Source organism: Micromonospora sp. NPDC000121 (assembly GCF_042899165.1).
Taxonomy (GTDB): domain Bacteria; phylum Actinomycetota; class Actinomycetes; order Mycobacteriales; family Micromonosporaceae; genus Micromonospora.
In genome coordinates, this window is sequence record NZ_JBIAZP010000002.1 from 650165 (window position 1) to 674696 (window position 24532).

The window sequence follows — 24532 nt, forward strand, 5'->3', positions numbered from 1 at the left end:
CGGTGAACCGCGACGTCTATCTGTCTCGGGCGGAAGCCGCCACTGTCGCCGGCGTGAAGCCGCGGACGCTGGAGGGCTGGCGCAACCGAGGCTGGTCCACCCCCGCCGGCGAGCACCGGGAGTTGACGACCCGGCCGGGCCCGCGCGGGCATCTGCGCTACAAGCTCGGTGACGTCCTCGACGCTGCCCGCGACACGGCCCAGAATCCGAAAAACCCGGGCCGTGAAGCCCAGGTGCTGGTGCTGGCCTGATGTCCGGGGGATGGGCTGGCAGCACGAGAAAGTCCACGCTGCCGGCGAACTGGTACACCGAGATCCGCGCCGCCGTCATCGAACGGGACAAGGGCAAATGCCGGTGGCCGAGACCGAACGGCCGCGGCATCTGCGGGCACCTGGGCAATCAGGTCGACCACAAAGATGACCCGCTCGATCACCGCCTGAGCAATCTCCAGCTGCTGTGCGAGCGGCACCACAACTTGAAGTCGTCCAGGCAGGGCAACGAGGCGCGGGCCAAGCTGGTGTCGAACCGTCGGCCGAAGCCACCCCACCCCGGACTGCTGTAGCTGCCGGGGGTGGTGCTCGTGGCGCGAAAGCCTCGACGGCGGAAGGTGTGGCTGCACCGCGGGCTTGCCAGCATGTGGGTGCTCCTCGCCATCCCGGGCACCCTGTGGTGGGCGCAGAGCATCCTGTTCGTGATCCTGGTCAGCCTGTACGCCAACTTCGCGAGCGAACTCGCCGCCGCAGAGGCCAGCGACGACCGCGATGTGTTGGAGCGGCTGGACCGGATCGAGAAGCTGCTCGCTGAGCGGGCAAAGTAGTCGACTGATTGCACTCACCGTGACGGCGCATCGATAACCGTTAGCCCGTCTCCGGGATTTCGCCGACATCCCGTCACAGACAGTGAGGTGAGTGCGGTGACGACGATCGTGGCGTGCGGCGACGGCAGCACCGTGTGGATGGCCGCCGACTCGGCCACCAACGTGTACGAACGGCCGATCATCGGCGGGGTACGGAAGCTTCTGCGTCTGCGGGCCGGCGCTGGCTACCAGGTGCTGCTGGGCGTCGCCGGTGCTGGCGGCCTCCCGGGCTGCCTCGCCGCCAACTTGAAGATCGATGCGGTGCCGCTGCCCGGTGAAGACGTGCACGCGTGGGCGCACGCCATCGCCTGCGCGATCACCGAGATCGCCGACGACGCCGGCCTGATGGAAGACGGCGCGCTCGACGGAAGTGTGCTGCTCGGCTGGGGCGGCCGTCTGTGGACGGTAAGCCAGTCGTGTGCCTGCGCGCACCCGGACGGTCGGGCCGCGATCGGCTCCGGCGAAGGCCCCGCGATCGGCGCTCTCGACGTGCTCCTAGACCAGGGCACCGAACCGGCCGTCGCGGTCACGCGGGCCGCCCAGGTCGGCATCACCCGCGACCGCTACTCCGGCGGACCCGTGCAGGTTGAGCGATTGGCGGGCCCTGACGAACCTGATGAGGGTGACCGGTGAGCGAGCAGCCGTACAACAACGGCGGGTGCCTTCCACCGCCGCAGCCGATCCGCATGCGCCTGCACCCCGACGAATGCGTGGTCCGATTCGAGGATGACCGGGCGGTGTGCGTGCGCGCCGACCACCAGGACCGCACCTGCTCCCGCCGCCCCACCGACTGACTGTCTGGTTCCTCGCGCGGCCGGCGTGCTGCGACACCCGAGCCCATACGGAGGCTGTGACCTTCGTGTGCTGCGGGAAACCGAGGATGTGCCCTCGGCGGTGACCCGACCCACCCCGGGATGGGACGGCGCCGCACCGGCCGCGCGAGCAACCAGACAGTAGAGACAACGGTCGTGACATGAGCTATCCGATAGCCATCCGGCATGCCACAGCGCATGCCATGGCCGTTGCCATCCGCGACAGGTGGTGACCACGCTGACCTCGCCCACCCCCAGCCGCAGGCCCTGCACCATCCTCGTCGCGCTCAACGAAGCCGACGCCACCTGGTGGCAGTTCGTCACCGACCCCGACCACGTGTACCTCACCCAACGCCCCGCCCCACAGGACACCGGGTTGCAGCCGACAGCCGTGCACATCACCCCCGACGCCCGCCGCGGCGACCACTACCGGCCCGTCATGGACCTCGTGCACCGGCAGCTCGCCGCCATGCGCCCCCACCAGCGACCGCCCATCAACCGGCTGGACGAGCATCCGGGGCGAGGGGAGAAGCCGCAGTGAGCCGCACACCCAGCCCCGCCGACCAGCGCTGCAACCTCAACCCGGATGTGGTGGACGCCCTCGCCGACCAGTTGCACACCCTCAACTGCACTCCACTTATCGGCGCCGCCGCAAAGTTCACCCCGCAGCATCGCGACAACGACCTCGCGCAGGCACGGTTCCTGCTCCAAGGACTCCGCGGCACCGGCTGGGAACTCACCCGCGCACCCAAGCCGGACGGAGAGCAGCCCCATCGCTGCGCTCTCTTGGTGGCGCTGAACGAGGACGACGCCAAGTACTGGCGGCACGCAGGCGGCACCCGACGGGCGGCCCTCACCCACGGCAACAGCCCACTCCGCAGCGTTGAAGGACTCAGGGTGACCGATGTGTACATCACCCCACGCGCCGCCGAAGGCGAACGGTACGAACGGATCATGGGCACGGTGCACCGGAGCCTGCGGCTGATGAACGTCGACCCGAGCACCGCCATCAACTACCTGCACGAGCAGCCGGAAGGCGGGCAGTAGCGGTGGCAGTCGAAGACGGCAAGAGGTACAGCCCACTCGACCGCGACAGCGTTCACGCCGACATGGCCGACGACCCCATCACCACCCGCCGCAACCTCGACCGGCAGCCCGCTGTAGCCGCCGCCCACGACGGGTGCGCCGACTGCGCGACACTTCTGCCACCGCAGGCACCCAACCGAGTCGGGAAGATCCAGCTCACCCTCCAAGAAGTATCCGACACGTTCGGCCTTCCGGCCGGCGCGCGAGCACTGCGCATGTACGTGCAGGACGACCCGCACGCCCTCGTCGTCGTCGTGGAATCCGACGACCTGCCGCCCGTCCCCGACGGCGCTGGCACCCCGTATCTGAACCGCTGAGCATCCCCGCTCACGGGCGGCCATCCCGGCATGGGGCGCTGCTCGTCTTCCCGACATGGGAGTTGACTCGTCATGGCTGGACGCGGCCCCGCGCCGAAGGACCCGAGCAAGCGGGCACGACGCAACAGTGACCCCGTGCCCACCACCGTCATCGACTTCACCAAGGGTGAGCAGCCGGAACTGCCGGCGGACTACCCGTGGCCGGAGCAGACCCGCGCCTGGTGGCGGATGTGGGCAGAGTCTCCGCAGGCCGAGCATTTCATGCAAACCGACTGGGACTTCCTGCTCGACACTGCGATGGTGCACGCCGAGCTGTGGGCCGGAAACATCGGCGCTGCGGCTGAGCTGCGGCTGCGGGTGGCGAAGTTCGGCGCGACGCCGGAGGACCGGGCGAGGTTGCGGATTCAGTTCGCCGAGGCGGACGAGCGGGACGGCGCGCGGCCGGCGGGCAGCACCGCGAAGGAGCGGTACGGGAACCTGCGGCCGGTGGCCAGCGGCGAGGGCGGCGGCGCGACGGTAGTGCCGATCAAGTCGGCCCCGGCGAGGAAGGCGGCGGCACCTCGGCGGCGCACCCAGGCGGACAAGTAATCACGGCAACGAGCTGCGGGAACGCTCGCTTCGTCTCCACATGAGACAATAAAAACGTAAGCCCCGGCGGGTGCTGGTAACACCCCCGGGAGTGGCCGACTGGTTGGAGTCGACATGGCCGAGCATACCTGCGCACACTGCGCCGGTCCCATCACCACCCGCACGAGCAAGGCGACCTTTTGCTCCGTCAACTGCCGTCAGGCGGCAGGTCGACGCCGGAGGGGCGAGGTCGTTGGGGCAGCCGGCAACTGCCCGGGATGCGGAGCCTCGCTCGCCGGGCGTTACCAGGGAACGAAGCACTGCTCGATTGCCTGCGCGAGGGCGGTTCAGCGGAATCCTGGAGTTCTGCTTCCGATGCTCCTGCCGATCCGTTGCCGTAGGTGCAGGGTGGAGTTGCCCGATCAGCGGGGCATCCGGGGCAAGAAGCGGCTGTGCAGCGACGACTGCCGACGGCAGAAGAAGAACGCCGTACGCCGCGCCGAACGCTTCACCATCCAATGCGTTGTCTGCCACGCATCTGTGGAGACGGCGGACGGACAACAGCGGTACTGCTCGGTTGACTGCCGTAGGATCCGCCGCCGACACCCCCGTGACGCGAGGGTGTGCGGCCCATGTGGCTCGCCGTTCTGGCCGAACACGTCCCAGCAGATTTACTGCGGCCGGGTGTGCCGCAGGCGCGGTCATTACCTGGCGAACAAGGACCGCTATCTCTCCGACGTTCGGCTTCGCAAGGCCCGCGTTCGGGGTGTGACGACGGAGTACTTCACCAGCCTGGAAATCTACGAGCGGGACGGCTGGATCTGCGGCATCTGCCACCAGCACGTTGATCCAAAGCTGGAGTTCCCGCACCCGTGGAGCAAGAGCCTCGATCACCGCATCCCCGTCTCCAAGGGCGGGCCACACTCCCGCGAGAACACTCAGATAGCTCACCTCCTCTGCAACCTCCGAAAGAGCGACAAGTTGCTGGAGGCCGTTTGACGAGAGGACGGTGAGGTCATGCCATGGAAGCCGAGTTACCCGGGGGAAGTCCCCACTCTCGGCTGGCTTTGACCTCGTCCTCGACTGGATCTCCGAGTATTTGGCGGCACCAGATCGGGCTGAGTATGAGCCCTTTGTGCCGTATTCGGAACAAGCCGAATTTCTACTGGCTTTCTATGAAATCAACCCGAGAACGGGAAAGCGTCGGCGTCGGCGGGGCGTGATCAGCCGGCCGCGTGGGTGGGGCAAGTCTCCGCTGTTGGGGGCGATCGCGCTCGCCGAGGCGTTGGGGCCGGTGGTGCCCGACGGATGGACAGCCGATGGAGAACCGGTCGGCCGTCCTTGGAGTGACATCCGCACGCCGCGGGTGGGCATCCTCGCTGTGTCGGAGGCGCAGACCGACAACACGTGGGCGCCGATGCTGGAGATGTGCGACGGCCCGCTCATGGCCGAGTACCCGGGCTTGGAACCGCTCGACACGATGGTGAACCTGCCCCGAGGGAAGATCGAAAAGGTCACCTCGTCGGCCCGTTCCGTCAAGGGCAAGCCGTTCAATTTTGCGGTGATGGACCAGACCGAGGAGTGGGTGCCGTCTAACGGCGGCCTTAACCTGTTCGAGAAGGTCAAGAACAACACGGCGAAGACCGGCGGTTCGTTCATTGAGTCGCCGAACGCGTTCATCCCCGGCGAGGGGTCGGTTGCCGAGCAGTCGGCGTCGTTCTGGGCGGCCATCAAGGAGGGCCGGGCCCGTGATGACGGCCTGTACTACGACCACCGTGAGGCGCCGGCCACCACGGACCTGACTGATCGGGAGTCGCTGATTGCTGGCCTGCGGCTGGCGTATGGGGATTCGTCGGCGCACCCGGACGGGTGTGTGCTGCACGATCCGCCGTGCCCGCCGGGTCACACGGACCTGGACCATCTGGTTGCCACGATTTGGGATCCCACCTCGGATGAGCAGGTGTCCCGGTCGGACTTCCTCAACCAGGTCACCCACGCCTCCGACTCGTGGCTGTCGCAGCCGGAGTGGAAGGGCTGCTTCGACGGCACGAAGGTGGTCGCCGACAAGGAGACCATCACCCTCGGCTTCGACGGCTCCCGGTCTCGCGCGAATGGGCGCACCACGGACGCGACCGCGTTGATCGCGTGTCGGGTAGAGGACGGGCACATTTTCGAGCCCCTGGACAAGTCCGTGTGGGAGCAGCCAGCGAAGATGCCGATCGGCCCCGACGGCAAGCCGACGGTGTGGCAGGTGCCGGTCCACGAGGTTGTGGCCGCCGTGCACGAGTGCTTCCGCCGATACAACGTGGTCGGGTTCTTCGCCGACCCGGCCAAGTGGGAGACGTGGATCGCGGACTGGGAGGCCAAGTACGGCGCCCGGTTGAAGGTGAAGGCCACCCGTGACCACCCGATCGAGTGGTGGATGACGGGCGGCCGGTCGCGGCAGATTGTGCAGGCGTTGGAGGAGTTCCACAACGCTGTGGTCACCCGGGAGTTGACCCACGACGGCTCGTACGCCCTGACACGTCATGTACTTCATGCTCGCCGCCGGTACAAGGCGGGCTCGGGGATGCAGATAGCGAAATCCCACCCAGACAGTGCCGACAAGATCGATGCCGCGGTTGCGGCCGTGCTCGCCTGGCAGGCGCGGATGGCGGCCGTGGCCGCCGGTGTGGAGACGAAGCAGCGGCGACCGTACCGGGTGAAGCGGCTCCGATAGGCAAATCGCCGACGGCTACCAGGAAGGGGGTGGCCGTGGCGATCAACATCGAGGTGCCCCGCAGCCCCGGCTGGTGGATGGCGCGGCTGTTCAAGAAGCTGCACGACCGGCAGCGCGTTGACCGGCTGGAGTTGCTGCACAACTACCTGCACGGTAAGCCTCGGTTGCCGCAGGGCGCGGAGAACGTGCGGGAGATGTTCGCGCAGTTCCAGCGCAAGGCGTGCGTGAACGTGCCCGCGGTGGTGGTGGGGTCGGTGTCGGATCGGCTTCGTCCGGTCGGTTTCAAAACGGCAGTTGACCAGGACGTTTCCGGTGACCAGCAGGCGTCGGACGTGTGGGAACGGACCGGCCTGAACATCATCGCCGCGGACGTGCACGACATGATGCTGAACCTCGGTGAGGCGTACGTGATTGTGGGTCCGGTCGATGACGACACGGGGGCGCCGGTCATCACGGCTGAGGATCCGCGGTTCATGGTGGCGGAGGCTGACCCGGCGAAGCCGCAGAAGCTGCTGGCGGCGTTGAAGGTGCTGCACGACGACATTGACGGCGTGCACCGGGCGTACCTGTATCTGCCGGGCCGGGTGTATGTGGCGTTCACTCCGTCGAAGGTGGCGCAGGCGAGGCCCCGGTTTTCGTCGGCGTCGTGGTCGTGGGATGCGAGCAAGGGCGGCGAGGACGGCCAGAAGCTCACGCACGACCGGATGCCGGTGGTGCGGTTCCTGAACAAGGACGGTGCCGGCGAGTACGAGCACCACCTGGACCTGATCGACCGGATCAACCACAACATCCTCCAGCGGCTCGTGATCGCCAGCGGACAGGCATTCCGGCAAATGGCCGTGTCGGGGCTGCCGGACGAGGACGCAGACGGCAACGAGATCGACTGGTCCGACTCGTTCGTGATGATGCCGGGCGCCATGTGGCAGTTGCCGCCGGAAGCGGAGATGTGGGAGTCGCAGGTCACCGACCTGCGACCGATCATCGAAGCGTCCCGTGACGACTTCCGTCAGGTCTCCATGGCCACCGGCACCCCCATGTACATGATGGTGCCGGACGGGCAGAACCAGTCGGCGACCGGCGCGGGCCTGTACCGGGAGCAGTTGGTGTTCCGGGCGAGGGACCGCCGGGAACGGGCGACCGGCCGGTGGGCTGAGGTGATGTCGCTGGCGTTCGAGGAACTGGGTGACACCAAGCGCGCGGACGTGGCGACCTTGCGAACGCAGTGGGCGCCGGTGGAGCAGTTGTCGCTGGCGGAGAAGGCCGACGCGGCGGCGAAGGCGCAGAACGACATGCCGCGCCGGTCCCGGCTGATCGAAATTTGGGGCTGCACCCCGGATCAGGCTGACCGGATGATGTCGGAGTGGCAGGACGAGCAGGTGTTCGCCATGCAGCTCGCGGCGATGCAGGCCGCCCAGAATCAGCTCCAGGCGGGTGGGCAGCCGCCGATTCGGGCTATCGCGTCCACGCCGGCGCAGCCGCAGGTGCCGCCGGCTGAGGATCCGCTGGCCGGGCTTGACCTCAACCAGATCGCGAGCACGGATCCGGTGACGACGGCGGTGAACTGACGTGCCGACCGACGATGGGAAGCTCACCGCCTCCGAGGCCGCCGCCATGTATGCGCTGGTGCAGGCGCAGGCCGCGTTGCGGCAGCAGATCACCCAGATGGCTGTGGCGGCGGCGACGTTGCCGTGGACGACGTTCTCGGGCTGGTTCTCGTCGGCGGAGATCGGTCAGCTTGTGGCGAGTGTGTTGCGGATCGTGCAGCCGCTGCAACGGCAGGCCGCGCAGGTCACCGACGCGTTCCTGGCCCGGCAGATGTCCATCACACTCGGCCGGCGCGTGGAGCCGGTCGGGGTGATCGACGTGACCCGGCTGCGGCGGGCCCTGCCCGAGCCGGGCGACGCCCGGGAAAACCCGACCGCCGGGTCGATCGACCTGGCCGATGTGGGGGAGGGCCGCGACCAGTCGTGGTTCACCGGCAACTTCATCCCCCGCGACACCCCCGAGATCGTGGACTACAGCCTGCCCGAGGACGGCCGCGGGTGGATGAACCCGATGGTCGTGTACGGGCGGCCGGCGGACACCTACCGCTATCTCGTCAGCGAGCAGGACGTCGCGCCGGCCGTCGCGGTGCAGCGGGCGGTGCTGCGGGCGCAGCAGATCGCCGAGATGGACGTCGCCCTCGCCATCCGGGAGCAGTCCCGCAAGGCTGTTGTGCTGAACCGGGCGGCGACTGGGTTCCGGCGGATTCTGCACCCCGAGCTGTCGCAGTCGGGTTTGTCGTGCGGCTTGTGCGTGGTGGCCGCGGACAGGATCTACACCAAGGGTGAGCTGTTGCCGCTGCATCCGGGCTGCAACTGTGAGGTCGCGCCGATCGTCAACGGCGTCGACCCCGGTTTGACGCTCAACGACGCTGACCTGTCCCGCCTGTACGAGGCGGCGGGCGGCACCACGTCGGGCCGGAAGCTCCAAAACCGGGTGCGGGTGTCAATCACCGAGCACGGCGAGCTGGGTCCGATCCTGGTCCGCTCGAACCATCACTTCCGTGACCCGTCCGAGGTTGCGCGGAGCAAGGCCGAGCAGTCGGAGTCGACGCGCAGGCGCCGCTCCGACCAGGCCGCCGCCCGCCGCGTCCGCACGGTCATCGACAGCAGCGACCCGGCGGAGTTCATGCGCAGGCGTATCGCCGCGTTGGAGGAATCGATCGCCGCGATGGAACGTCTCCAGGCGGCCGGTGAGGACTTCGCCGATCAGATCATGCAGCGGCGCATCGACGTTGAGCGGCTGCGTAACACAGTGCAGCTGTAGCTGCCCCTGAACGGGGGCCGGTTAGGTGAGCGGGGATGCCACCTGGTCGGCCCCTTCAAGCATCCCCAAGCATCCCCAGTTGTTGGAGCCCACCCATGTCACTTGTTGAGCACGCCAAGCGTGAACTGGAGTTGTGCGGCCAGTTCGCGGAAGACCCGGCGTACGCGCAGTCCCTTGTCGCGGCGGTGGCGGCGTTCGCCTCGTACGGCCACTCCGGCGGGTCCGCTGGCATCGCCATTCACCAGCTCACCACGCTGCTCCAATACGGCAACCTTGCGCCGTTGACGGACGCCCCGGACGAGTGGATGCACGTGACCGACGCCGATGGCGGCCTGTGGCAGAACCGCCGCAACTCGGAGGCGTTCTCCACCGACGGCGGCAAAACCTACTACCTGCTCAGCGAGCGGACCGGCGACAAGAAGGTCATGCACCGGTCGAAGCCGGCGAAGGCGGGTGCGTGATGGCCCGTATCCAGATCCTCCAGTTGCCGCCGTACGGACCTGACGGTGAGCAGCCGTTCGCGCTGATCGTGGACCAGTGCGAGATGGCCTTCCCGATCCGCCAACTCACTGGCTCGGATCCGAGCGAGGCGCAGCCGTTCGAGGTGCGATCGTCCAGTCTGGTGGCCGTGCCGCCGGTCGATGTCACCGAGGGCGAATCGGAGCAGGACCGCTGGCAGCGGTTCGCCGAGCAGATCGGTGCCCGTGGCGCGTTCGTCACCCCGGAGCGTGTCGACATCGCGGACGAGGAGCCCAGCGACGACATGCTGATCCAGTTCGACCACGCTGCGCTGCTCGACACGGTCAGCACCGCCGTGCGGGCGCACTTGGAGTCGACGGAGGCGTCGGACGCGTTCCGCGCGGACATGGAGCGGCGTGCCGCGGCAGCAAGGGTCGACGGCTGATGCACGCCTTCTCGGTCGACTACCGCAAGCGTGATGGTGCCGCCAGTTCGGGCGGCCGGGTGTCGCGTGGCTTCTGGCTGAACGGCATCCCGCGTCCGCTGATCCTGTGCCGCATGTTCGGCCACCGTCCCGTGGTGGATGGCACCACAGGGTTCCGCGATGGGGACCTCGGTTCGCGGTGGGTGGTGTGTGACCGCTGCGGTGTGCGCCCCGACCCGCAGAGCAGCCTTGACCCGGTCCGGTGGAACATTGGCGACCGGTACGGCGGCCCGTGGCAGAGCTCGCCGTCCGGCAAGGTGAAGCGCGATGCGGTGCTGACCCCGCAGATGCTTCCGGGACCGTGGCCGGTAAAGCCGACCGGCAAGCTCGGCGGTCAGATCGTGCTCGGCACCCGCGACCTCACGACTGGCGTCACGCTCAAGGTCGGCAACAAGGGCTCCGAGCACACTCTCGCCGCCAGCTTCCACGTGCCGTGGATTGGGGCGCTGTACCTGCACACCGAGCGGTTCGGTGCAGGTGTGGTGCGGCGGCTCAACCCGGTTGGCTACGACTCGCGGGTTGTTGAGTTGCGGGCGCACGACGGACACCTGTTCTGGCGGCTGTGGGCTAGGCGGGACCACTGGTCCCGTAGCGATCCGTGGTGGATGCACGGGTCGGTGCAGATCGACCCCCGCACGATGCTGCTCGGGCCGAAGCGGTACGTGTACACCAACCACGGGTCGAAGGTCACCGAGACAGTGCGAATGCCGCACGGCGACAGCCACCAGGTGCAGTTGCAGTTGCAACGTTGCGCGTTCGGCCGCAAGCGGGGCCGGAAGAAGCTGTCGTGGTCGGTGGACTGGGAGGCCCCGAGCGGGATCCCGACCAAGCCGACCGACCGGGGCCGCGTTTACGGCTCCGGGGTGCCGGTGACCGACGCGTCGGTTGCGGCCGGCACCTGGCAGTTTGAGGCCGCCGTCCGCATCGCCGAGCGGATGACCGAGCAGCGCACCCGCAACGACTGGCGGCCGGAGAGAACGGCGACGGCACGTTCATGACCGACAGGTTCGGTACGTAACTCGAAAGGTGGTGCGGCATGGCCGGATCTCCACAGCATGTGACCTTGGCTGCCGGCACCGTCACCACGCTGACGTTCGATGAGGACTTCGCGCAGGTGGAGGTGCTGAACGTGGATGGTGCTGCCGCCGTCTACTTCCGCGCCGACGGGTTGAATCCGACTGTGGGTGGTGTCGGCTCACACGTGATCCCAGCCGTGATCGGTGGTCTGATCGTGCCGCCCAAAACCACCGGGAACACTGTCGTCAAGCTCATCTCGGCGGGGACGCCGCAGGTGTCGGTGAGGGGGCTGCCGTGACCCGCACCGTGTACGGTCCGCCATCTGGTGGTGGGGGCATTGAACCGCACGCCGCGACGCATCAGCCGGGCGGCAGCGACCCGATGGTCGCCGACGCCGCCGCTGGTATCGCGAGCCTGAGGTCTCTCGGCACTGGCGCCACGCAGGCGGCGGCGGGTAACGACGTGCGCCTGTCGGACGCGCGCCCGCCGACGGCGCACACGCACACGGCCGCCCAGATTTCCGACTCGACCGTGATCGGCCGGTCGGTGCTGACTGCGGCGGATGCTGCGGCGGCGCGAACCGCGATCGGTGCTGGCACGTCCAACCTGGTGTTGGGTGCGACCGGCACCACTGCGGCGGCCGGCAACCACACCCACGCTGGTCTGCTGACCGGGTCGGCGACGGCGGTCAACAACAGCACCGCCACCGATGTGCCCGGCCTGGTGGCTGACTTCAACAACCTGCTCGCCGCGCTTCGGGCGCGGGGAATCATCACCGGCGCGTAGCCCGGTACCGCGCACCACACGCCCGCCCACTGTGGCGGGTTTTTTCATGCCCGACACGGGCGCCACCTACCCGACATGGGAGTCCGCAGTGACCGCACCGACCGAGCCGACGACTGCCCCGGCGGTCCCGGCGCAGCCCGCCCAGACCACCCCGCCCGCCCAGCCGCCGGCCGCGCCGCCGGTGCCCAGCCCCTCGCAGGTGTTCCCGCCCCAGCAGCCCGCCGCGCAGCTGGCCACCCCGGCGCAGCCAGCCCTCGGTAACGGGGAGCACGGCTACCCGGAGAACACGCCGCTGGCGCAGATGAACGCCGACCAGCGTGAGGCGTACTGGCGCCATCAGGCACGCAAGCACGAGAACACCGTCAAGGCACGCGCCGACTACGACGACCTCAAGGCCAAGGCCGCCGAGTTCGACAAGCTCCAGGCCGCGAACCAGACGGAGATGCAGCGGGCCGTCGCCGAAGCCGAACAGCGCGCCCGCACCGACGCCCTTACCCAGGCCGGCGCGAAGATCGCCGAAACGGCCCTGCGGACCAGCCTCAAGCTGGCGAAGGGCATGGACGACGCAGAGATCGACCGCATCGTCGGCCCCCTGAACTGCAACTACTTCCTCAGCGGCGACGGGCTCAGCGTGGACACCGACAAGGTGACCACCTACCTGAACACCGTCGCCGCGCCCGCGCCGGCTGCCCCGGCGCCCGCCCCGGCCGCTGCGGCGGCCATCCCGCCCGCCGCCGCGCAGCCCGCCACGGGAGCCGTCCGGCAGGTGCCCGACATGGGCCAGGGCAACCGCACCGCAACACCCTCCGGTGGCCTCGCGGCCGGCGCGGAACGCGCCAAGGCGTACCTCGCCAAGCAGCAGGGCTCCAAGCCCGTCATCACCAGGTAGCAGAAGCCGCCTCGGCACCGGGCGCATCGCTGATCTCAAAGGAGTAACCACATGGACCTCACCGTCCGCACCGTGGGCTACCAGACCGAGGACCACTCGTGGCTCGGCTCCGCTCACGGCACCGAGGCGACCGACAAGATCGTCCTCGACCTGTCCCTGTTCACCGCTGGCACCCACTACCCGAACGGGTTCATCCCGTCGGGCATGACGGTCGCGAAGGTCACCACGGCCGGCGCGAACCAGGGCATGTACGGCCCGTACAACAACGCGCTGACCAACGGCCAGGAAGTTCTGGCCGGGCACCTGTACACCAACGTCGCCGTGAACACCGGTTCCACGCGCGCCGCCGGTGCCCTCCTCAACCACGGGAAGGTCCGCGAGGCCAACCTGCCCGCCAACCACGGTCTCGACGCCGCCGGCAAGACGGACGTCGCCGGCCGGATCCAGTACAAGTAAGGAGACGGCTGACCGATGGCACTCAACTTCGACCTCGTGGACCCGGCCGAACTGACCGGGTTCGTGCGGACCCTGCCGGGGCCCGCCACCTACACCCTCAACCAGTTCTTGAACGACGACAACATCGGCGACATCGACGCCGAGTTCGACACGCTCATCGAGACCAACCGGGCCGCCCGGTTCCGCGCATGGGACTCGGAAACCGATGTGGGCAAGCGAAACCGGCTTGAGCGCAAGCGCGTCTCGCTCCCGCCCCTCGGCCAGAAGCTCGTCGTCGGCGAGGAGGCCCGGCTGCGGCTGGAGATGGCTCGCGCCGGCGGTGACAACTCCAACGGCATGATCCGGGCGATCTACAACGACGCGGTGACCAACACCAACGCGGTCCTCGCCCGCATGGAACTGGCCCGCGGCCAGGTGCTCACCACCGGCAAGATGGACCTCACTCAGGACGGTCTGGCCGGCATCCAGGCCGACTATGGCGTGGATCCGTCGCACTTCCCGGTCGCCACCACGGTGTGGACGGACTACGTCGACTCGGACCCGCTGGAGGACATGCGGACCTGGGCGGACCTGTACACCCTCGACTCGGGTGAGCCGCCGGCGTACGCGCTGACGTCCCGCACCGCCGTCGGGCACATGCTGCGCAACAACAAGGTGCGCGGGCTGGCCGCCGCGAACGGCGTCACCCCGTCGATGATCTCACGCCAGCAGCTCAACCAGCTGCTGGAGTCGTTCGACCTGCCGATGCTGGTGGAGTACAACACCCTCATCGACGTGGACGGCACCTCCACCCGGCCGATCCCCAACGACAAGATGGTGTTCCTGCCGGCCAACCCGCGCAGCCTGGGCCGCACCATGTGGGGCATCACCGCGGAGGCGCTGGAGCTGGTTGGCCTGGACAACCCGGCGATCACCTTCGAGGAGGCCCCCGGCCTGGTCGGTGTGGTGACTCGCGAGGGGGATCCCGTGAGGACCTGGACCAAGGTCACCGGTGTGGGTATGCCCGTCATCGAGGACCCCCGCAAGCTGCTCACCGCCGAACTGTTCTGAGAGGGGACCTGATCGTGGGACGGGAACTCAAGCGGTCCGTGATCATCGGGGAGGTCGTGTACCGGCCCGGTGACACCCCCACGGACGAGCACGCCAAGATGATCACCAACCCGCGGGCGTGGGGCGAGGAGGACACCGACGCCACGCAGGCGGCCGTGTCTCCGGGCCCCACCCCGACCGGGACGACCGCTGGCATCGGCGGTGACCCCACCCCCGGTGACGCGGTGCCGGCGCCGCCGCGGTCCGGGCCGGGATCCGGTGAGGACAAGTGGCGGGCGTGGGCCGCCAGCCACCCCGAGCTGGAGGTGGAGCCGGACGCGAAGAAGGCGGACATCATCGCCGCCGCCGAGGACGCCGGGCTGCTCGACAAGCAGTAGGTCCACACATGCCGGTGCCCGCCGACCACAACCGGTCGGTGGGCACTGGCCGGCGCCAACCGGGAGGTGATCCATGGCCGAACCTTTCGCGACCCCCGAACAGGTCGCGGCGGTGTTCCGGCCGCTGACCGCAGCGGAGGCAGCGATCGTCGCGGCGCGGCTTGCTGCGGCGTCGCGGATGCTGCGGGGCCGGTTTCCCGACCTCGACGCGCGGATCGCCGCAGGCACCCTCGACCCCGATCTGGCGGCGGACGCCGCCGTGGCGATGGTGCTGCGGGTCATCCGCAAACCCGGTGCCCTCGCCGGCGTCGGAAACCTCAAGGCGGAAGCGACCGGCCCGTTCCGGCGCGACTACTACCCGGACGAGGACGGCGACCTGGACCTCGTCGTCACCGACGCGGAGGTGGCGCTGCTCACCCCACCGCAGATCCGTGCTCGCCGGCCGGCGGGCACGATCCGCGTGCAGGCCGGGCTCGCCCCAGCACCGCCGTACCAGCGGCGGGTGGGGGAGAACCATGTTCGCTTCTGGTGACACCGAAACCGTCGAGTGGCTGCGCCCGCCCGAAAAGGACCGGTGGGGTGACCCGATCCCCGGCACCGGGCAGCCGCTGTCGATCCCCGGATGCCTGTTCGCGCCCGGACCCACCGCCGAAAACCTGAACGGCGCCAACCAGACCGAAGCCGACGGAACCCTCTACATCCCGCCCGACGCCCCGATCAACCCGGCGGACATCACCTCCGCCGGCCAGTTCCGGGTCCGCGGCGACGTGTACGAGGTCATCGGCAAACCGCGGGTGTGGGGTAACGCCGGTGTGGAGATCGTGCTGCGGATGGTCACCGGCTGACCCGACAAGGGGAGGTGACGGTTGTGGCTCGACGCGTCACGCTGCTCAAGTTCAAGCTGAACAAATCGAGAACAGGCATCAAGGGTCTCGCCGTGGACCCGAGGCTCCAAGCCGCCTGCCGGGACATCGCAGAAACCAGGGCCCGCCCGTACGCGATGGCCGCCTCACCCGAAGAGTCCGGCTCCTACGCCGCATCGTTCCAGGTGGAGGACATCAAGGTCCACGGCATACCCAAGCGGTGGCCGATGACCCACGCAGGTGCGGCACTGGTCAACCGCGACAGCGGCGCCACCGCCATCGAAGTCGGCTCGGCGCGGCGCACCCAGTCCGGTGAAATTGTCGCCACCCCCGCCAACTGGGTGCTGCGCAGAACCCTCGAACATCTGGACGCGCTCAGCGGCCGACGACGTCGACAGCAGAGAGACATCCAGTGACCGGCCCGTGGTGGCGGTTCCCCGACATGGAGGAAACCCTGGCGGTACTCCTCGAACCGCTGGCCGGCGGTGAACTGCACACCGGCACCGAAACACCCGCCGACCTCGACAAAAGGCTGCCGTTCATCCGTGTGGTTCGCCCGCCCGGCGGGTTCAGCGACCAGCACACCGAATACGTCACCGTCAACATCGACGTGTTCCACAGCAACTACCGGTCGGGCGCGAAACCGCTCGCCGAGCGGGTCCGCCAGTTCCTGACCACGCAGAAGCACCGGCTCGGCCCCGCCGTGATCGACACAATCGTGTGCACGTCCGGGCCGGGGGAGATGCCGTGGGCGCCCGGCATCCGCCGTGTCGGCGCCACCTACCAGACCGTGGCTCGCCGCTACCGGGCCGACACCTGAGCCAAGCCCACCCACCCTCACCCGCCCCGCATGTCGGGGCTTTTTTCATGCCTCGGCACAGAAAGGGCACCCTGCCATGCCGTACTCCGTTCTGCGGGACAAGAAGAACCAGCTGATCCGCAAGGCCCGGGACCTGTCGGTGTTCATCGCGCCCGAGTCTGCCGACCCGATCACGGCGCTGACCACGGGCGCGACGGCCGACCTGGCGACTCTGCCGACCGGCTACGGCGACATCGGCTTCACCTCTACCGACGGTGTCGGCGTCACCCGGGAGACCGAGTCGTCGCAGGTCCGCTCGTTCGGGTCGACGGAGCCGACCCGTGAGGACGTCACCAACGACACCGTCACCCTGAGCGTCACCGCGCAGGAGACGAAGCTGCTGACGATCGGCCTGTACACCGGGGTCGACACCACCAACCTCAAGGCGGCGTTCACCACCGGCGAGCTCAGCATCGAGAAGCCGAACTTGCCGAACCCCCGCTACTACCGGCTGCTCGCCCTCGCTGTCGATGAGAGCAGCGACGGCGAAATCTACATCGCGCAGGTGATGCCCCGCGCCCGCATCACCGAGTTCGGCGAGCAGACCTTCGGTGAGGGCGACGACCCGATCTCCTACCCGCTGACCTTCACGGCCTTCCGCGACAGCGCCCTCGGCTACAGCCACCGCTGGATCTTCGGTGGGCCGGGCTGGCTCGCCCTTCTGGCCGACATGGAGATCACGCAGGCCACCAGCTGACGCCGCTGGCGTCTCTTGAACGGCCGGGGCGGCGCCTTTGGGTGGGCTCGCCGCCCCGGCTCAACCTTCCCAGCTCACCCGCACCGCCCGCGTGAAGGAGCACACCGATGGCCGTCAGCGAGCCGATCGCCACGTTCACCCGTAACCACCCGACCACCGGCAGGAAGCAGGAGCGAGTCGCGTACACGCCTGACGAGGTCGTCAACCTGCGTGCCGACGGCTGGGTCGAGAAGACCACCCGCGGCAGCTCGGGTGGCACCGGCTCGTCCGGCAGCCGCTCGTCCAGCAGCACCAGCAACTCGTAACCCACGCCACCAGACAAGGAGCCCACCCGCATGAGCACCACCACACGTGCTGCCCGTGGCAGCAAGGCCGCCTCCCGTGCTGCGGAGAAGCCATCGACCAACCCGGCGACCGAGGACGTGTCGCTGGACCTGGACAGCCTGGAGCGTGAGGATCCCCAGGACCCGTTCACGTTCCGGCTCAAGGGGCACACGTACACGATCGCCGACCCGAAGGAACTGGACTGGCAGAAACAGCTGCGAGCCTTCGGTGACCCGGTCTACTTCCTGCGGCACGCCATGTCCGCCGAGGACGTGGAGAAGTTCTTCAACACCGAGCTTCCCGGATGGAAGATGGAAGCGGTAATGAAGGCGTACTGGAAGCACTTCGGGTTGCCCGACCTGGGGGAACTCGCCGGCTCGCCCACCTGATCTCCAGGTACGGGCGGGCCATCGAGCGTGACCTGCAACGCATCTACCACCTTGACCTGGGCACCGAGTGGCGTGCCCGCAGGTGGCGGAAGCTACTCAACCTGATCGACGGGCTGCCCCGCGACTCCGCGTTCGTGGAAGCCCTCACGTCCGACGAGCAGTGGGCACGGTCGGTGCTGGACAACCCGCCGCCGGAGAACCAGCCGGCCCGTCGCATGTCGGAGTGGTCGCCGCAGCTGGAAATGCTCACGAACCTGTACGACGCGGTGCGGGAGAACACGCGTGCGGTGATCGCGTCGGCGGGCGGAAAGCCGGGGAAGGTGCTTCCGGCGCCGCGGCCGGTGACCGCGTTGGAGCGTGCCCGGCGGGCGCGGCGGTGGGAGAAGCACCGGTCGGTGGTGGCGCGGGTGTTGCCGCATCGGGCCGAGCACAACCCTGCGTAGGCGTTCGCGCGCCACACCAGCCAGCACTGATGATCGGGGGTTGGTGTGGCGCAGCGGGTCGGGTACGAGGCGGGCACCGCGTGGTTGCAGGTCCTTCCTTCATTCGAGGACATCGATGCGGAGATTAAGAAGGGTCTCCGTAAGGCCGTCGATGAGCTGAACAAGGGCTTGTCCGACGCCCTGCCCGACGGTGTGAAGGCCAGCGCGAAGGCCACCGAGCGGGCCGCCGCGCAGGTCGGCGAGTCTGCCGGTGAGGTGGCGGGGGAGAAGGCTGGGGAGAAGTTCGCCGGCCATTTCGCCGACACGCTGAACCGGCGGCTGCGCAACGCGTTCCGGGCGCTGCCCGAGGTGATCATCGACGCGGATTCGTCGGAGTTCGACAGGGCTGTGGCGAAGGTCCGCAAGGACATCGAGACGCTGCGCGGCAAGAAGATCGGCGTCGACATCACCCCGGCGCAGGCCATCGATGAGTCGCGGGGCTTGTCGGATCGGCTGCGGGGTTTGCGTGCCCAGGCGCCGGCTGATGACCGTCTGCGGGTGGATCTGTCGCAGGCCGCCGACGAGGTCGACGCGTGGGTGGCGGTTGCCCGCGCGGGCGGCGAGGAGTTGGCGCGGGAGGCGAAGCGGGCCGCCGACGAGTGGAACCGCATTCACCAGGCGGCGTTGGATGAGAACCTGCGGCGGGAGCGGAAGGCCGTTGAGGAACGTAACCGGCTGCACGCCCACGCCCTTGACGAGGATCTGCGCCGCTCGTACCTGATCGTGCAGGAGCAGGCCCGCATCCACCAGCAGGCCATCGATGAAGACCAGCGCCGCGACTGGCAGGCGGGTGTGGCCCGCCGCAAGCTGCACGAGCAGGCGCTGGAGGAGGATCTGCGCCGCGACTGGCAGGCGCAGCAGGCGTTCGGGAAGCTGCACGAGCAGGCGATCCGGGAGAACGGCCTGCGGGAAGTCAAGGCCCGCCGGGAGCTCACGAAGCTGCACGAGCAGGCCATCGCCGAGGACTACCAGCGGCAGCGCAAGGCCGTGCAGGACGCTGCCCGCCTTGCCGAGCAGGAGTTCGGCCGCACGTTCGCCGGGAAGATCCAGGCGGACCTGACCCGGGCGTTGCAGGCGCTGCCGGACATCGGTACCCGCCCTGCGCGGGATGCCGCCGAGCAGATGGTCAAGGAGATCCGCGGCCGGCTGGAGACGCTGCGGGGGCAGCGGCTCGGTATCGACGTGGACGCCGGCAGGGCGCTGGCGGAGATCGCCCAGTTGCAGGCGCAGCTGGTGAAGCTGGCGAACACCAGCCCCGACGTTGAGGTGAGGGCGGAGACCACGGCGGCGGCTGCCCGCCTGGCGGCGGTGGAACGCATCGCTGACCGGCTCGACGGACGCAACCTCAACATCGAGATCAACGCGGACGCATCCGCTGTCGACAGCATCGGCAGGGCCGCAAACTTTAGCCTGTCGCGGCTGGAGTCGCTGACGTTCGTCGGCCTGTCGCTGGGCACCACCCTCATTCCGGCGGCCGGCGCGGTCGCCTCCGCGATCGGGTTCATCGGTACTGCCGCCGTATCGTCGGCGGCTGGTATCGGTGTGCTCGCGCTCGGCTTCTCCGGCATCGGCGAGGCGGTGAAGGCCCTCAACGGCTACCAGCAGGACGCACAGAAGTCCGCCATCGCTGTCGCCGCGGCGCAGGACCGTGTCACCTCGGCGACGGAGGCGGTGACGTCGGCGAACATGTCGCTGGCGAACACCCGCGCGTCGGCGGCGTCGGCCGCGCGGCGGGCGGCGCAGCAGGTCGCCGACGCCGAGCGTGGCGTCGCGGACGCCCGACGTGCCGCCGCGGAGGCGGTGCGGTCCGCTGCCGGCCGGGTGATGGACGCCGAGCGGGACCTTGCCCGCGCCAGCGTGGACGCCCGGGAGGCACGGGAGGGGTTGACGCGCGCCTACCGGGACGCCGTCGATGCTCTCGCCGACCTCAACTCGTCGGTGAAACGCAACGCCCTCGACCAGCGGCAGGCCACCCTCGACCTCAAGGAGGCGCGGGAGGAACTGAACCGGACGCTGACGAACCCGCGGGCGACCCGCGAGGAACGTGAGCAGGCGCAGATCACCTACGAGCGTCGTCTCCAGCAGATCGAAGACCTCAAGCGTGAGGGCAAGAACCTTGCCGTGCAGCAGGCCGACGCCAACAAGAAGGGTGTGCAGGGTTCCGACCAGGTAGTGGCGGCGCGCCGGCGTGTCGCGGACGCGGACCAGCGGGTCGCGGACGCGCAGTCCCGGCTGGCGGATGCGCAGCAGGCGGTGGTGCGGGCGCAGGTCGACGGCGCCCGCCGGGTCGCCGACGCGCAGCGGCGGGTGTCGGATGCGCACGCGGCGCAGGCCGACCAGCAGCGGCAGTCGGCGTTCCAGATCGCCCAGGCGCAGCAGGGTGTGGTGGCGGCGCAGCGGCAGCTTCGGCAGGCGTACGACAAGACTGGTGTGGCCGGCGGCGCCGCCTTGGAGAAGCTGAACGAGGCGATGGCGAATCTGACCCCGACGGGTCGGCGCTTCGCCAGGTTCATCTTCGGGTTGAAGGACGAGTTCGACGGGCTGCGGGCCACCGCAGCGGACAACCTGCTGCCTGGGGTGCAGTCCTCCATCGAGGATCTTCTGCCGCTTCTGCCCGGCTTCCGCGACTACGTGGGGCGGGTCGCGTTCGCGATCGGCGGCATGTTCCAGGAGACCTCCCGGTTCCTGCGGGTCGATCCGACGTGGCGGAAGTTCTTCGGCCACGTTGACGGGGAGACCGTGCCGACGCTGGAGCGGCTGTACCGCATCGGCCGGAACACGGCGACGGGGCTGCTCGGCCTGTACATGGCGTTTACCGGCTTCAACGGTGACGTCGGTGGCGGGCTGGAACGGCTGACCGAGAACTTCGCCCGGTGGTCGGCGGACCTGGAGAACAACCAGGGCTTCCAGAAGATGCTCGGCTACATCCGGGAGAACGGCCCGGCGGTCGTGGACCTGCTCGGCGAGATGGTCGTGTTCGTGGCCCGGTTCGTGCAGGCCGCCGCGCCGATCGGTGCGTTCCTGGTGGGCATGTTCGAGAACCTTTTCTCGGTCATCAACTCGTTCCCGATGCCGGTGCTGCAAGGCATCGTCCTGTCCCTGGCGTTGATCGCGGCGGGCATCCTCGCCGTGAACACCGCTTCCCGTATCGCCGCGCTCACCACCGGCACGTGGTCACGGCTGTCCGGGGTCATCGACACGGTGGGCGGGGCCATGGACCGGGCGCGGGACAGGTCGGAGCGGTTCGGCCGCGGCATGTCCCGGGCCAGGTCCGCGGGGCTGACCATGCGGGACGGGCTCGCGTCGGTGGGCACGTTCCTCGCCGGTCCGTGGGGTGTCGCTCTCGGCGGCGCTGCCTTGGCTGTTGGCTACTTCGCGCAGAAGTCCGCCGAGCAGAAGCAGAAGGTCACGGACCTGGCGGACGCGTTGAAGCTGCTCGGAGACGCCTACAAGCAGACCCGCAGCGTGTCGTCGTCGGCGGTTCGGGATGTGGTCGCCCAGTCCGAAGAACTCCAGAAGCTGATCAACGACTCCAAGTTGTATGGGCTGGCGGTGGAGGACATCGCCCGCGCGGCTGCCGGGGAGCGGGCTGCGCAGAGTGCAGTGATTTCGGCGCTTGAGGCGAAGAAAGAGGCGTTGCGTCAGGCAACCACAGCGCAGATCGAGAACGGTGCTGAGGCGTCTTTCGCGGTGCACGAGCTCGATCAGCAAGAGGCGGCCATCAACACCCTCATCGCCGCGTTGGAGAAGCAGTTCGGTCGAACCAACATGGCCACCAACGCGCAGAAGGCGCTCGATCAGGCGCAGCGTTCCTCGGTGGCCGCTGCCACACCGGCGCAGATCGCGCAGGAGAAGGTCGGCGAGGCCATGAAGGTGCTCGCCGACCGCACGGCGACGGCCGCGGACAAGGCCAATGCGTTGAAGATGGCGCAGGACGCCTTGTCGGGGGCGGCTAAGTCGCAGGTGGAGGCGGAGGAAGCCTATGAGGCGGCCGTCGACAACGTGGCCGGGGCGTTGACGAAGAAGAACAACAGCCTCAACAAGGGCACGGCGGCGGGGCGTGCGAACCGGGACGCGGTGCAGGCTCTGCTGGAGTCGTCGGTGGAGATGTACAACGCCGACATCGCCGCCGGTAAGAGTGTGGAGGAAGCGACCCGGCTGCATGAGTTGCGGGTCAAGGCGCTGCGGGATGAAGCTGCGAAGGTCGGCGCGAACACGGTCGAAACCGAGAAGCTGATCGCGACGTACGGGAAGATCCCCACGGACATCGAGACGCTGCTCAAGCTGACCGGCAACGTGGAGGTCGACAAGCAGCTCGCCCACATGGCGATCCAGCAGAAGGCGTTGGACAAGAACATCTCGTACGCGGAGTCGAAGCGGCTGTACGAGAAGGACAAGCGCCTCGCCATGATGGCCTCCGGTGGCCTGGTGCACGGTCCGGGCACCTCCACCTCGGATTCCATCCCGGCGATGCTGTCGCGCCGGGAGTTCGTGGAGCCAGCGGCCACAGTCGACTACTACGGCGTCCCGTTTTTCGAGGCGTTGCGCCGTAGGCGCATCCCGAAGGAGGCGCTGCCGGGGTTCAAGCGCGGCGGCTTGGTGGACTGGCCGTTCAACGTCAACGTTGCTGACACGTACATCCCCAAAGCTGACGTGGTGCCAGCGCGGACCGCTGGTGGGATCGGCTCGGCGGACATGATGAAGATCCTCCGCCGGGTGTTCCCAGGTTTGGCGTTGCTGTCCGGCTATCGGCCGGGCTCGCGCACCAACTCAGGGTCGCTGTCCTATCACGGGCGCATCGCGAAGGACGGCGACAAGGGCCGGGCAGTGGACGTGCCGCCGCGCATGGACGTGTTCAACTGGCTGACCCGGAACTACCCGGACAGCCGGGAGATCATCTACACGCCGGCGGGTGGGCGGCAGGTGTGGAATGGCCGCCCCCACGTTTTCCAGGACCCGTTCGTGCGTCGCACGCACTACAACCACGTGCACTGGGCGTACGACGAGGGCGGCTACCTGCCGCCCGGGGTGTCCACGGTGTTCAACGGCACAGGCAAGCCGGAGCCGGTGTTCACCGACGGGCAGTGGGCTGATCTCAGCGCGTTGGTTCGCAACAACCACGCCGAGCCCCGCGGCGGCGAAACACACCACTGGCATTTCAAAGAGGCGGCGTTGGATCACGGCCGGTTGCAGGCGTGGGCCGACCGCCGTGACGCGCTCGCCAGGGCGGGCCGCAGGTCGTAAACCGAATAAGGGCTGATGGGGGTGGGGCATGCCGCTCGCAGTTGGTGTTCTCACCCCCACCACCCCGACACCCACCCCCACCGACCCGGGTCCGATCGTCCCCACCGTCCCCGAGGTGGGGACGATGCGGGCCACGTGGACCGACCCCGACGGTGGTGTGTGGGAGTTGACCGGCCCGCACGAGCTGCACGGCTGGCTGACCACGCAGGGCATCGGCGGGTGGGGGGCGACACCCCGCACGTTCGTGGTCGACCCGCTGGCTCGTGGTGGGGTGTCGGTGCGGCACATCCGCACCGAGCCGCGGCGCATCACGTGGCCGCTGAACGTGTACGGCAGCACCTATCTGGAGTTCATGACCCGGTACCGGGGTTTGATGCGGGCGTTCATGTTGACCGCGCAGACCGGGCGGCCCGGGGTGCTCACCGTGTACTTGCCCGACGGGTCGGGCCGCAGCATCGAAGCGTTCTGTGAGGAAGGCTGGGCGGGTCAGCCGGGCGAGAACCACACGTTCGCGAACCCGGTGTTGACGCTGCTGTGCCCGGACGGGTATTGGCGTGACATCCAGCCGCGGGTGGTGACCCGCCAGTACCAGGAGAACACCGGCCCGTTCTTGGCCCCCTACATGCGGGTGTCGTCGGGGCAGGTGCTCGGTGACACCACCATCACCAACCCGGGTGACGTGCCCGGCTGGCCGCTGTGGACGATCACCGGTCCGGCGACGTCAGTGACCGCCACCAACAACACCACCGGTGCCGCGTTCACCCTCACGTTCACTCTCGCCGTCGGCGAGCAGGTCACCATCGACACCTCCAGCCACCGGCCCACCGTGCGCGGCCCCGCCGGGCAGAACCTGGTGGGTGCCTTGAACTGGCCGGGCGCTGACCTGTGGGCGTTGGCGCCGGGCGTCAACAACGTCAACTTCTCGGTCGACGGCGCCGACGCCGGCACCACCATCGAGATGCGCTACCACCCCCGATACGAGGCCGCATAG

32 protein-coding genes are annotated in these 24532 nt (G+C 68.7%); all 32 read left to right on the forward strand.

Annotated elements, in window-relative coordinates:
• Positions 1-2: 2 nt before the first annotated feature.
• A complete protein-coding gene (locus ACFY23_RS09385; protein ID WP_350676224.1) occupies positions 3-251 on the forward strand; it encodes a hypothetical protein in 249 nt (82 codons plus the stop codon).
• The gene (locus ACFY23_RS09390; RefSeq protein ID WP_350676222.1) at positions 251-562 is read left to right on the forward strand and encodes an HNH endonuclease signature motif containing protein; all 312 of its coding nucleotides are present in this window, start codon (positions 251-253) and stop codon (positions 560-562) included. The genes ACFY23_RS09385 and ACFY23_RS09390 overlap by 1 nt, the downstream gene beginning before the upstream one ends.
• Before the next feature lie 18 nt (positions 563-580).
• Positions 581-817, forward strand: a complete 237-nt coding sequence (locus ACFY23_RS09395) for a hypothetical protein (RefSeq protein ID WP_350676220.1) — start codon at positions 581-583, stop codon at positions 815-817.
• 96 nt (positions 818-913) lie between these two features.
• The gene (locus tag ACFY23_RS09400) at positions 914-1489 is read left to right on the forward strand and encodes a hypothetical protein (RefSeq protein WP_350676218.1); all 576 of its coding nucleotides are present in this window, start codon (positions 914-916) and stop codon (positions 1487-1489) included.
• On the forward strand, positions 1486-1650 hold the full coding sequence (locus ACFY23_RS09405) for a hypothetical protein (protein WP_350676216.1): 165 nt from the start codon (positions 1486-1488) through the stop codon (positions 1648-1650). The genes ACFY23_RS09400 and ACFY23_RS09405 overlap by 4 nt, the downstream gene beginning before the upstream one ends.
• Before the next feature lie 244 nt (positions 1651-1894).
• Positions 1895-2209, forward strand: a complete 315-nt coding sequence (locus ACFY23_RS09410) for a hypothetical protein (RefSeq protein WP_350676214.1) — start codon at positions 1895-1897, stop codon at positions 2207-2209.
• Positions 2206-2715 carry a hypothetical protein gene (locus tag ACFY23_RS09415; RefSeq protein ID WP_350676212.1) on the forward strand — a complete coding sequence of 170 codons (510 nt, stop codon included), beginning with the start codon at positions 2206-2208 and terminating at the stop codon, positions 2713-2715. Before ACFY23_RS09410 ends, ACFY23_RS09415 begins: the two co-directional genes overlap by 4 nt.
• A gap of 2 nt (positions 2716-2717) precedes the next feature.
• Entirely contained in the window at positions 2718-3071 is a 354-nt protein-coding gene (locus ACFY23_RS09420; protein ID WP_350676210.1) for a hypothetical protein, read from the forward strand.
• Positions 3072-3206: 135 nt separating this feature from the next.
• Positions 3207-3659 (forward strand): hypothetical protein, encoded by a 453-nt coding sequence (locus ACFY23_RS09425; protein WP_350676208.1) that lies wholly within the window; start codon positions 3207-3209, stop codon positions 3657-3659.
• 387 nt (positions 3660-4046) lie between these two features.
• Positions 4047-4637: an HNH endonuclease gene (locus ACFY23_RS09430; protein WP_350676206.1), complete on the forward strand. Its 591-nt coding sequence runs from the start codon at positions 4047-4049 to the stop codon at positions 4635-4637.
• Positions 4638-4773: 136 nt separating this feature from the next.
• Positions 4774-6357 carry a hypothetical protein gene (locus ACFY23_RS09435; protein WP_350676204.1) on the forward strand — a complete coding sequence of 528 codons (1584 nt, stop codon included), beginning with the start codon at positions 4774-4776 and terminating at the stop codon, positions 6355-6357.
• A gap of 77 nt (positions 6358-6434) precedes the next feature.
• Positions 6435-7922 carry a phage portal protein gene (locus tag ACFY23_RS09440; RefSeq protein WP_350819026.1) on the forward strand — a complete coding sequence of 496 codons (1488 nt, stop codon included), beginning with the start codon at positions 6435-6437 and terminating at the stop codon, positions 7920-7922.
• A 1-nt stretch (position 7923) separates the two neighbouring features.
• Positions 7924-9165 carry a hypothetical protein gene (locus ACFY23_RS09445; protein ID WP_350676200.1) on the forward strand — a complete coding sequence of 414 codons (1242 nt, stop codon included), beginning with the start codon at positions 7924-7926 and terminating at the stop codon, positions 9163-9165.
• A gap of 95 nt (positions 9166-9260) precedes the next feature.
• A complete protein-coding gene (locus ACFY23_RS09450) occupies positions 9261-9626 on the forward strand; it encodes a hypothetical protein (protein ID WP_350676198.1) in 366 nt (121 codons plus the stop codon).
• On the forward strand, positions 9623-10069 hold the full coding sequence (locus ACFY23_RS09455) for a hypothetical protein (RefSeq protein WP_350676196.1): 447 nt from the start codon (positions 9623-9625) through the stop codon (positions 10067-10069). Before ACFY23_RS09450 ends, ACFY23_RS09455 begins: the two co-directional genes overlap by 4 nt.
• Positions 10069-11106 (forward strand): hypothetical protein, encoded by a 1038-nt coding sequence (locus ACFY23_RS09460; RefSeq protein WP_350676194.1) that lies wholly within the window; start codon positions 10069-10071, stop codon positions 11104-11106. Before ACFY23_RS09455 ends, ACFY23_RS09460 begins: the two co-directional genes overlap by 1 nt.
• 38 nt (positions 11107-11144) lie before the next feature.
• A complete protein-coding gene (locus ACFY23_RS09465; protein WP_350676191.1) occupies positions 11145-11423 on the forward strand; it encodes a hypothetical protein in 279 nt (92 codons plus the stop codon).
• The gene (locus ACFY23_RS09470) at positions 11420-11911 is read left to right on the forward strand and encodes a head fiber protein (protein WP_350676189.1); all 492 of its coding nucleotides are present in this window, start codon (positions 11420-11422) and stop codon (positions 11909-11911) included. The genes ACFY23_RS09465 and ACFY23_RS09470 overlap by 4 nt, the downstream gene beginning before the upstream one ends.
• 88 nt (positions 11912-11999) lie before the next feature.
• A complete protein-coding gene (locus ACFY23_RS09475; RefSeq protein WP_350676186.1) occupies positions 12000-12800 on the forward strand; it encodes a hypothetical protein in 801 nt (266 codons plus the stop codon).
• A gap of 51 nt (positions 12801-12851) precedes the next feature.
• On the forward strand, positions 12852-13256 hold the full coding sequence (locus ACFY23_RS09480; RefSeq protein ID WP_350676184.1) for a hypothetical protein: 405 nt from the start codon (positions 12852-12854) through the stop codon (positions 13254-13256).
• 15 nt (positions 13257-13271) lie between these two features.
• The gene (locus ACFY23_RS09485; protein ID WP_350676181.1) at positions 13272-14306 is read left to right on the forward strand and encodes a major capsid protein; all 1035 of its coding nucleotides are present in this window, start codon (positions 13272-13274) and stop codon (positions 14304-14306) included.
• Positions 14307-14320: 14 nt separating this feature from the next.
• On the forward strand, positions 14321-14683 hold the full coding sequence (locus ACFY23_RS09490) for a hypothetical protein (protein ID WP_350676179.1): 363 nt from the start codon (positions 14321-14323) through the stop codon (positions 14681-14683).
• A 73-nt stretch (positions 14684-14756) separates the two neighbouring features.
• Positions 14757-15215: a hypothetical protein gene (locus tag ACFY23_RS09495; RefSeq protein WP_350676177.1), complete on the forward strand. Its 459-nt coding sequence runs from the start codon at positions 14757-14759 to the stop codon at positions 15213-15215.
• Entirely contained in the window at positions 15199-15528 is a 330-nt protein-coding gene (locus tag ACFY23_RS09500) for a hypothetical protein (protein WP_350676175.1), read from the forward strand. The genes ACFY23_RS09495 and ACFY23_RS09500 overlap by 17 nt, the downstream gene beginning before the upstream one ends.
• Before the next feature lie 23 nt (positions 15529-15551).
• Positions 15552-15962 (forward strand): hypothetical protein, encoded by a 411-nt coding sequence (locus ACFY23_RS09505; protein WP_350676174.1) that lies wholly within the window; start codon positions 15552-15554, stop codon positions 15960-15962.
• A 26-nt stretch (positions 15963-15988) separates the two neighbouring features.
• A complete protein-coding gene (locus tag ACFY23_RS09510) occupies positions 15989-16366 on the forward strand; it encodes a hypothetical protein (protein WP_350676171.1) in 378 nt (125 codons plus the stop codon).
• 76 nt (positions 16367-16442) lie between these two features.
• Positions 16443-17102: a hypothetical protein gene (locus tag ACFY23_RS09515; RefSeq protein ID WP_350676169.1), complete on the forward strand. Its 660-nt coding sequence runs from the start codon at positions 16443-16445 to the stop codon at positions 17100-17102.
• A 107-nt stretch (positions 17103-17209) separates the two neighbouring features.
• On the forward strand, positions 17210-17407 hold the full coding sequence (locus ACFY23_RS09520; protein WP_350676167.1) for a hypothetical protein: 198 nt from the start codon (positions 17210-17212) through the stop codon (positions 17405-17407).
• Positions 17408-17437: 30 nt separating this feature from the next.
• A complete protein-coding gene (locus ACFY23_RS09525; RefSeq protein ID WP_350676164.1) occupies positions 17438-17815 on the forward strand; it encodes a hypothetical protein in 378 nt (125 codons plus the stop codon).
• Positions 17731-18258, forward strand: coding sequence for a hypothetical protein (locus tag ACFY23_RS09530; RefSeq protein WP_350676162.1), 528 nt, complete (start codon positions 17731-17733; stop codon positions 18256-18258). Before ACFY23_RS09525 ends, ACFY23_RS09530 begins: the two co-directional genes overlap by 85 nt.
• Before the next feature lie 45 nt (positions 18259-18303).
• Complete coding sequence (locus ACFY23_RS09535; RefSeq protein ID WP_350676159.1) at positions 18304-23541, forward strand: hypothetical protein; 5238 nt, start codon at positions 18304-18306, stop codon at positions 23539-23541.
• A gap of 28 nt (positions 23542-23569) precedes the next feature.
• Positions 23570-24532, forward strand: coding sequence for a phage distal tail protein (locus ACFY23_RS09540; RefSeq protein ID WP_350676157.1), 963 nt, complete (start codon positions 23570-23572; stop codon positions 24530-24532).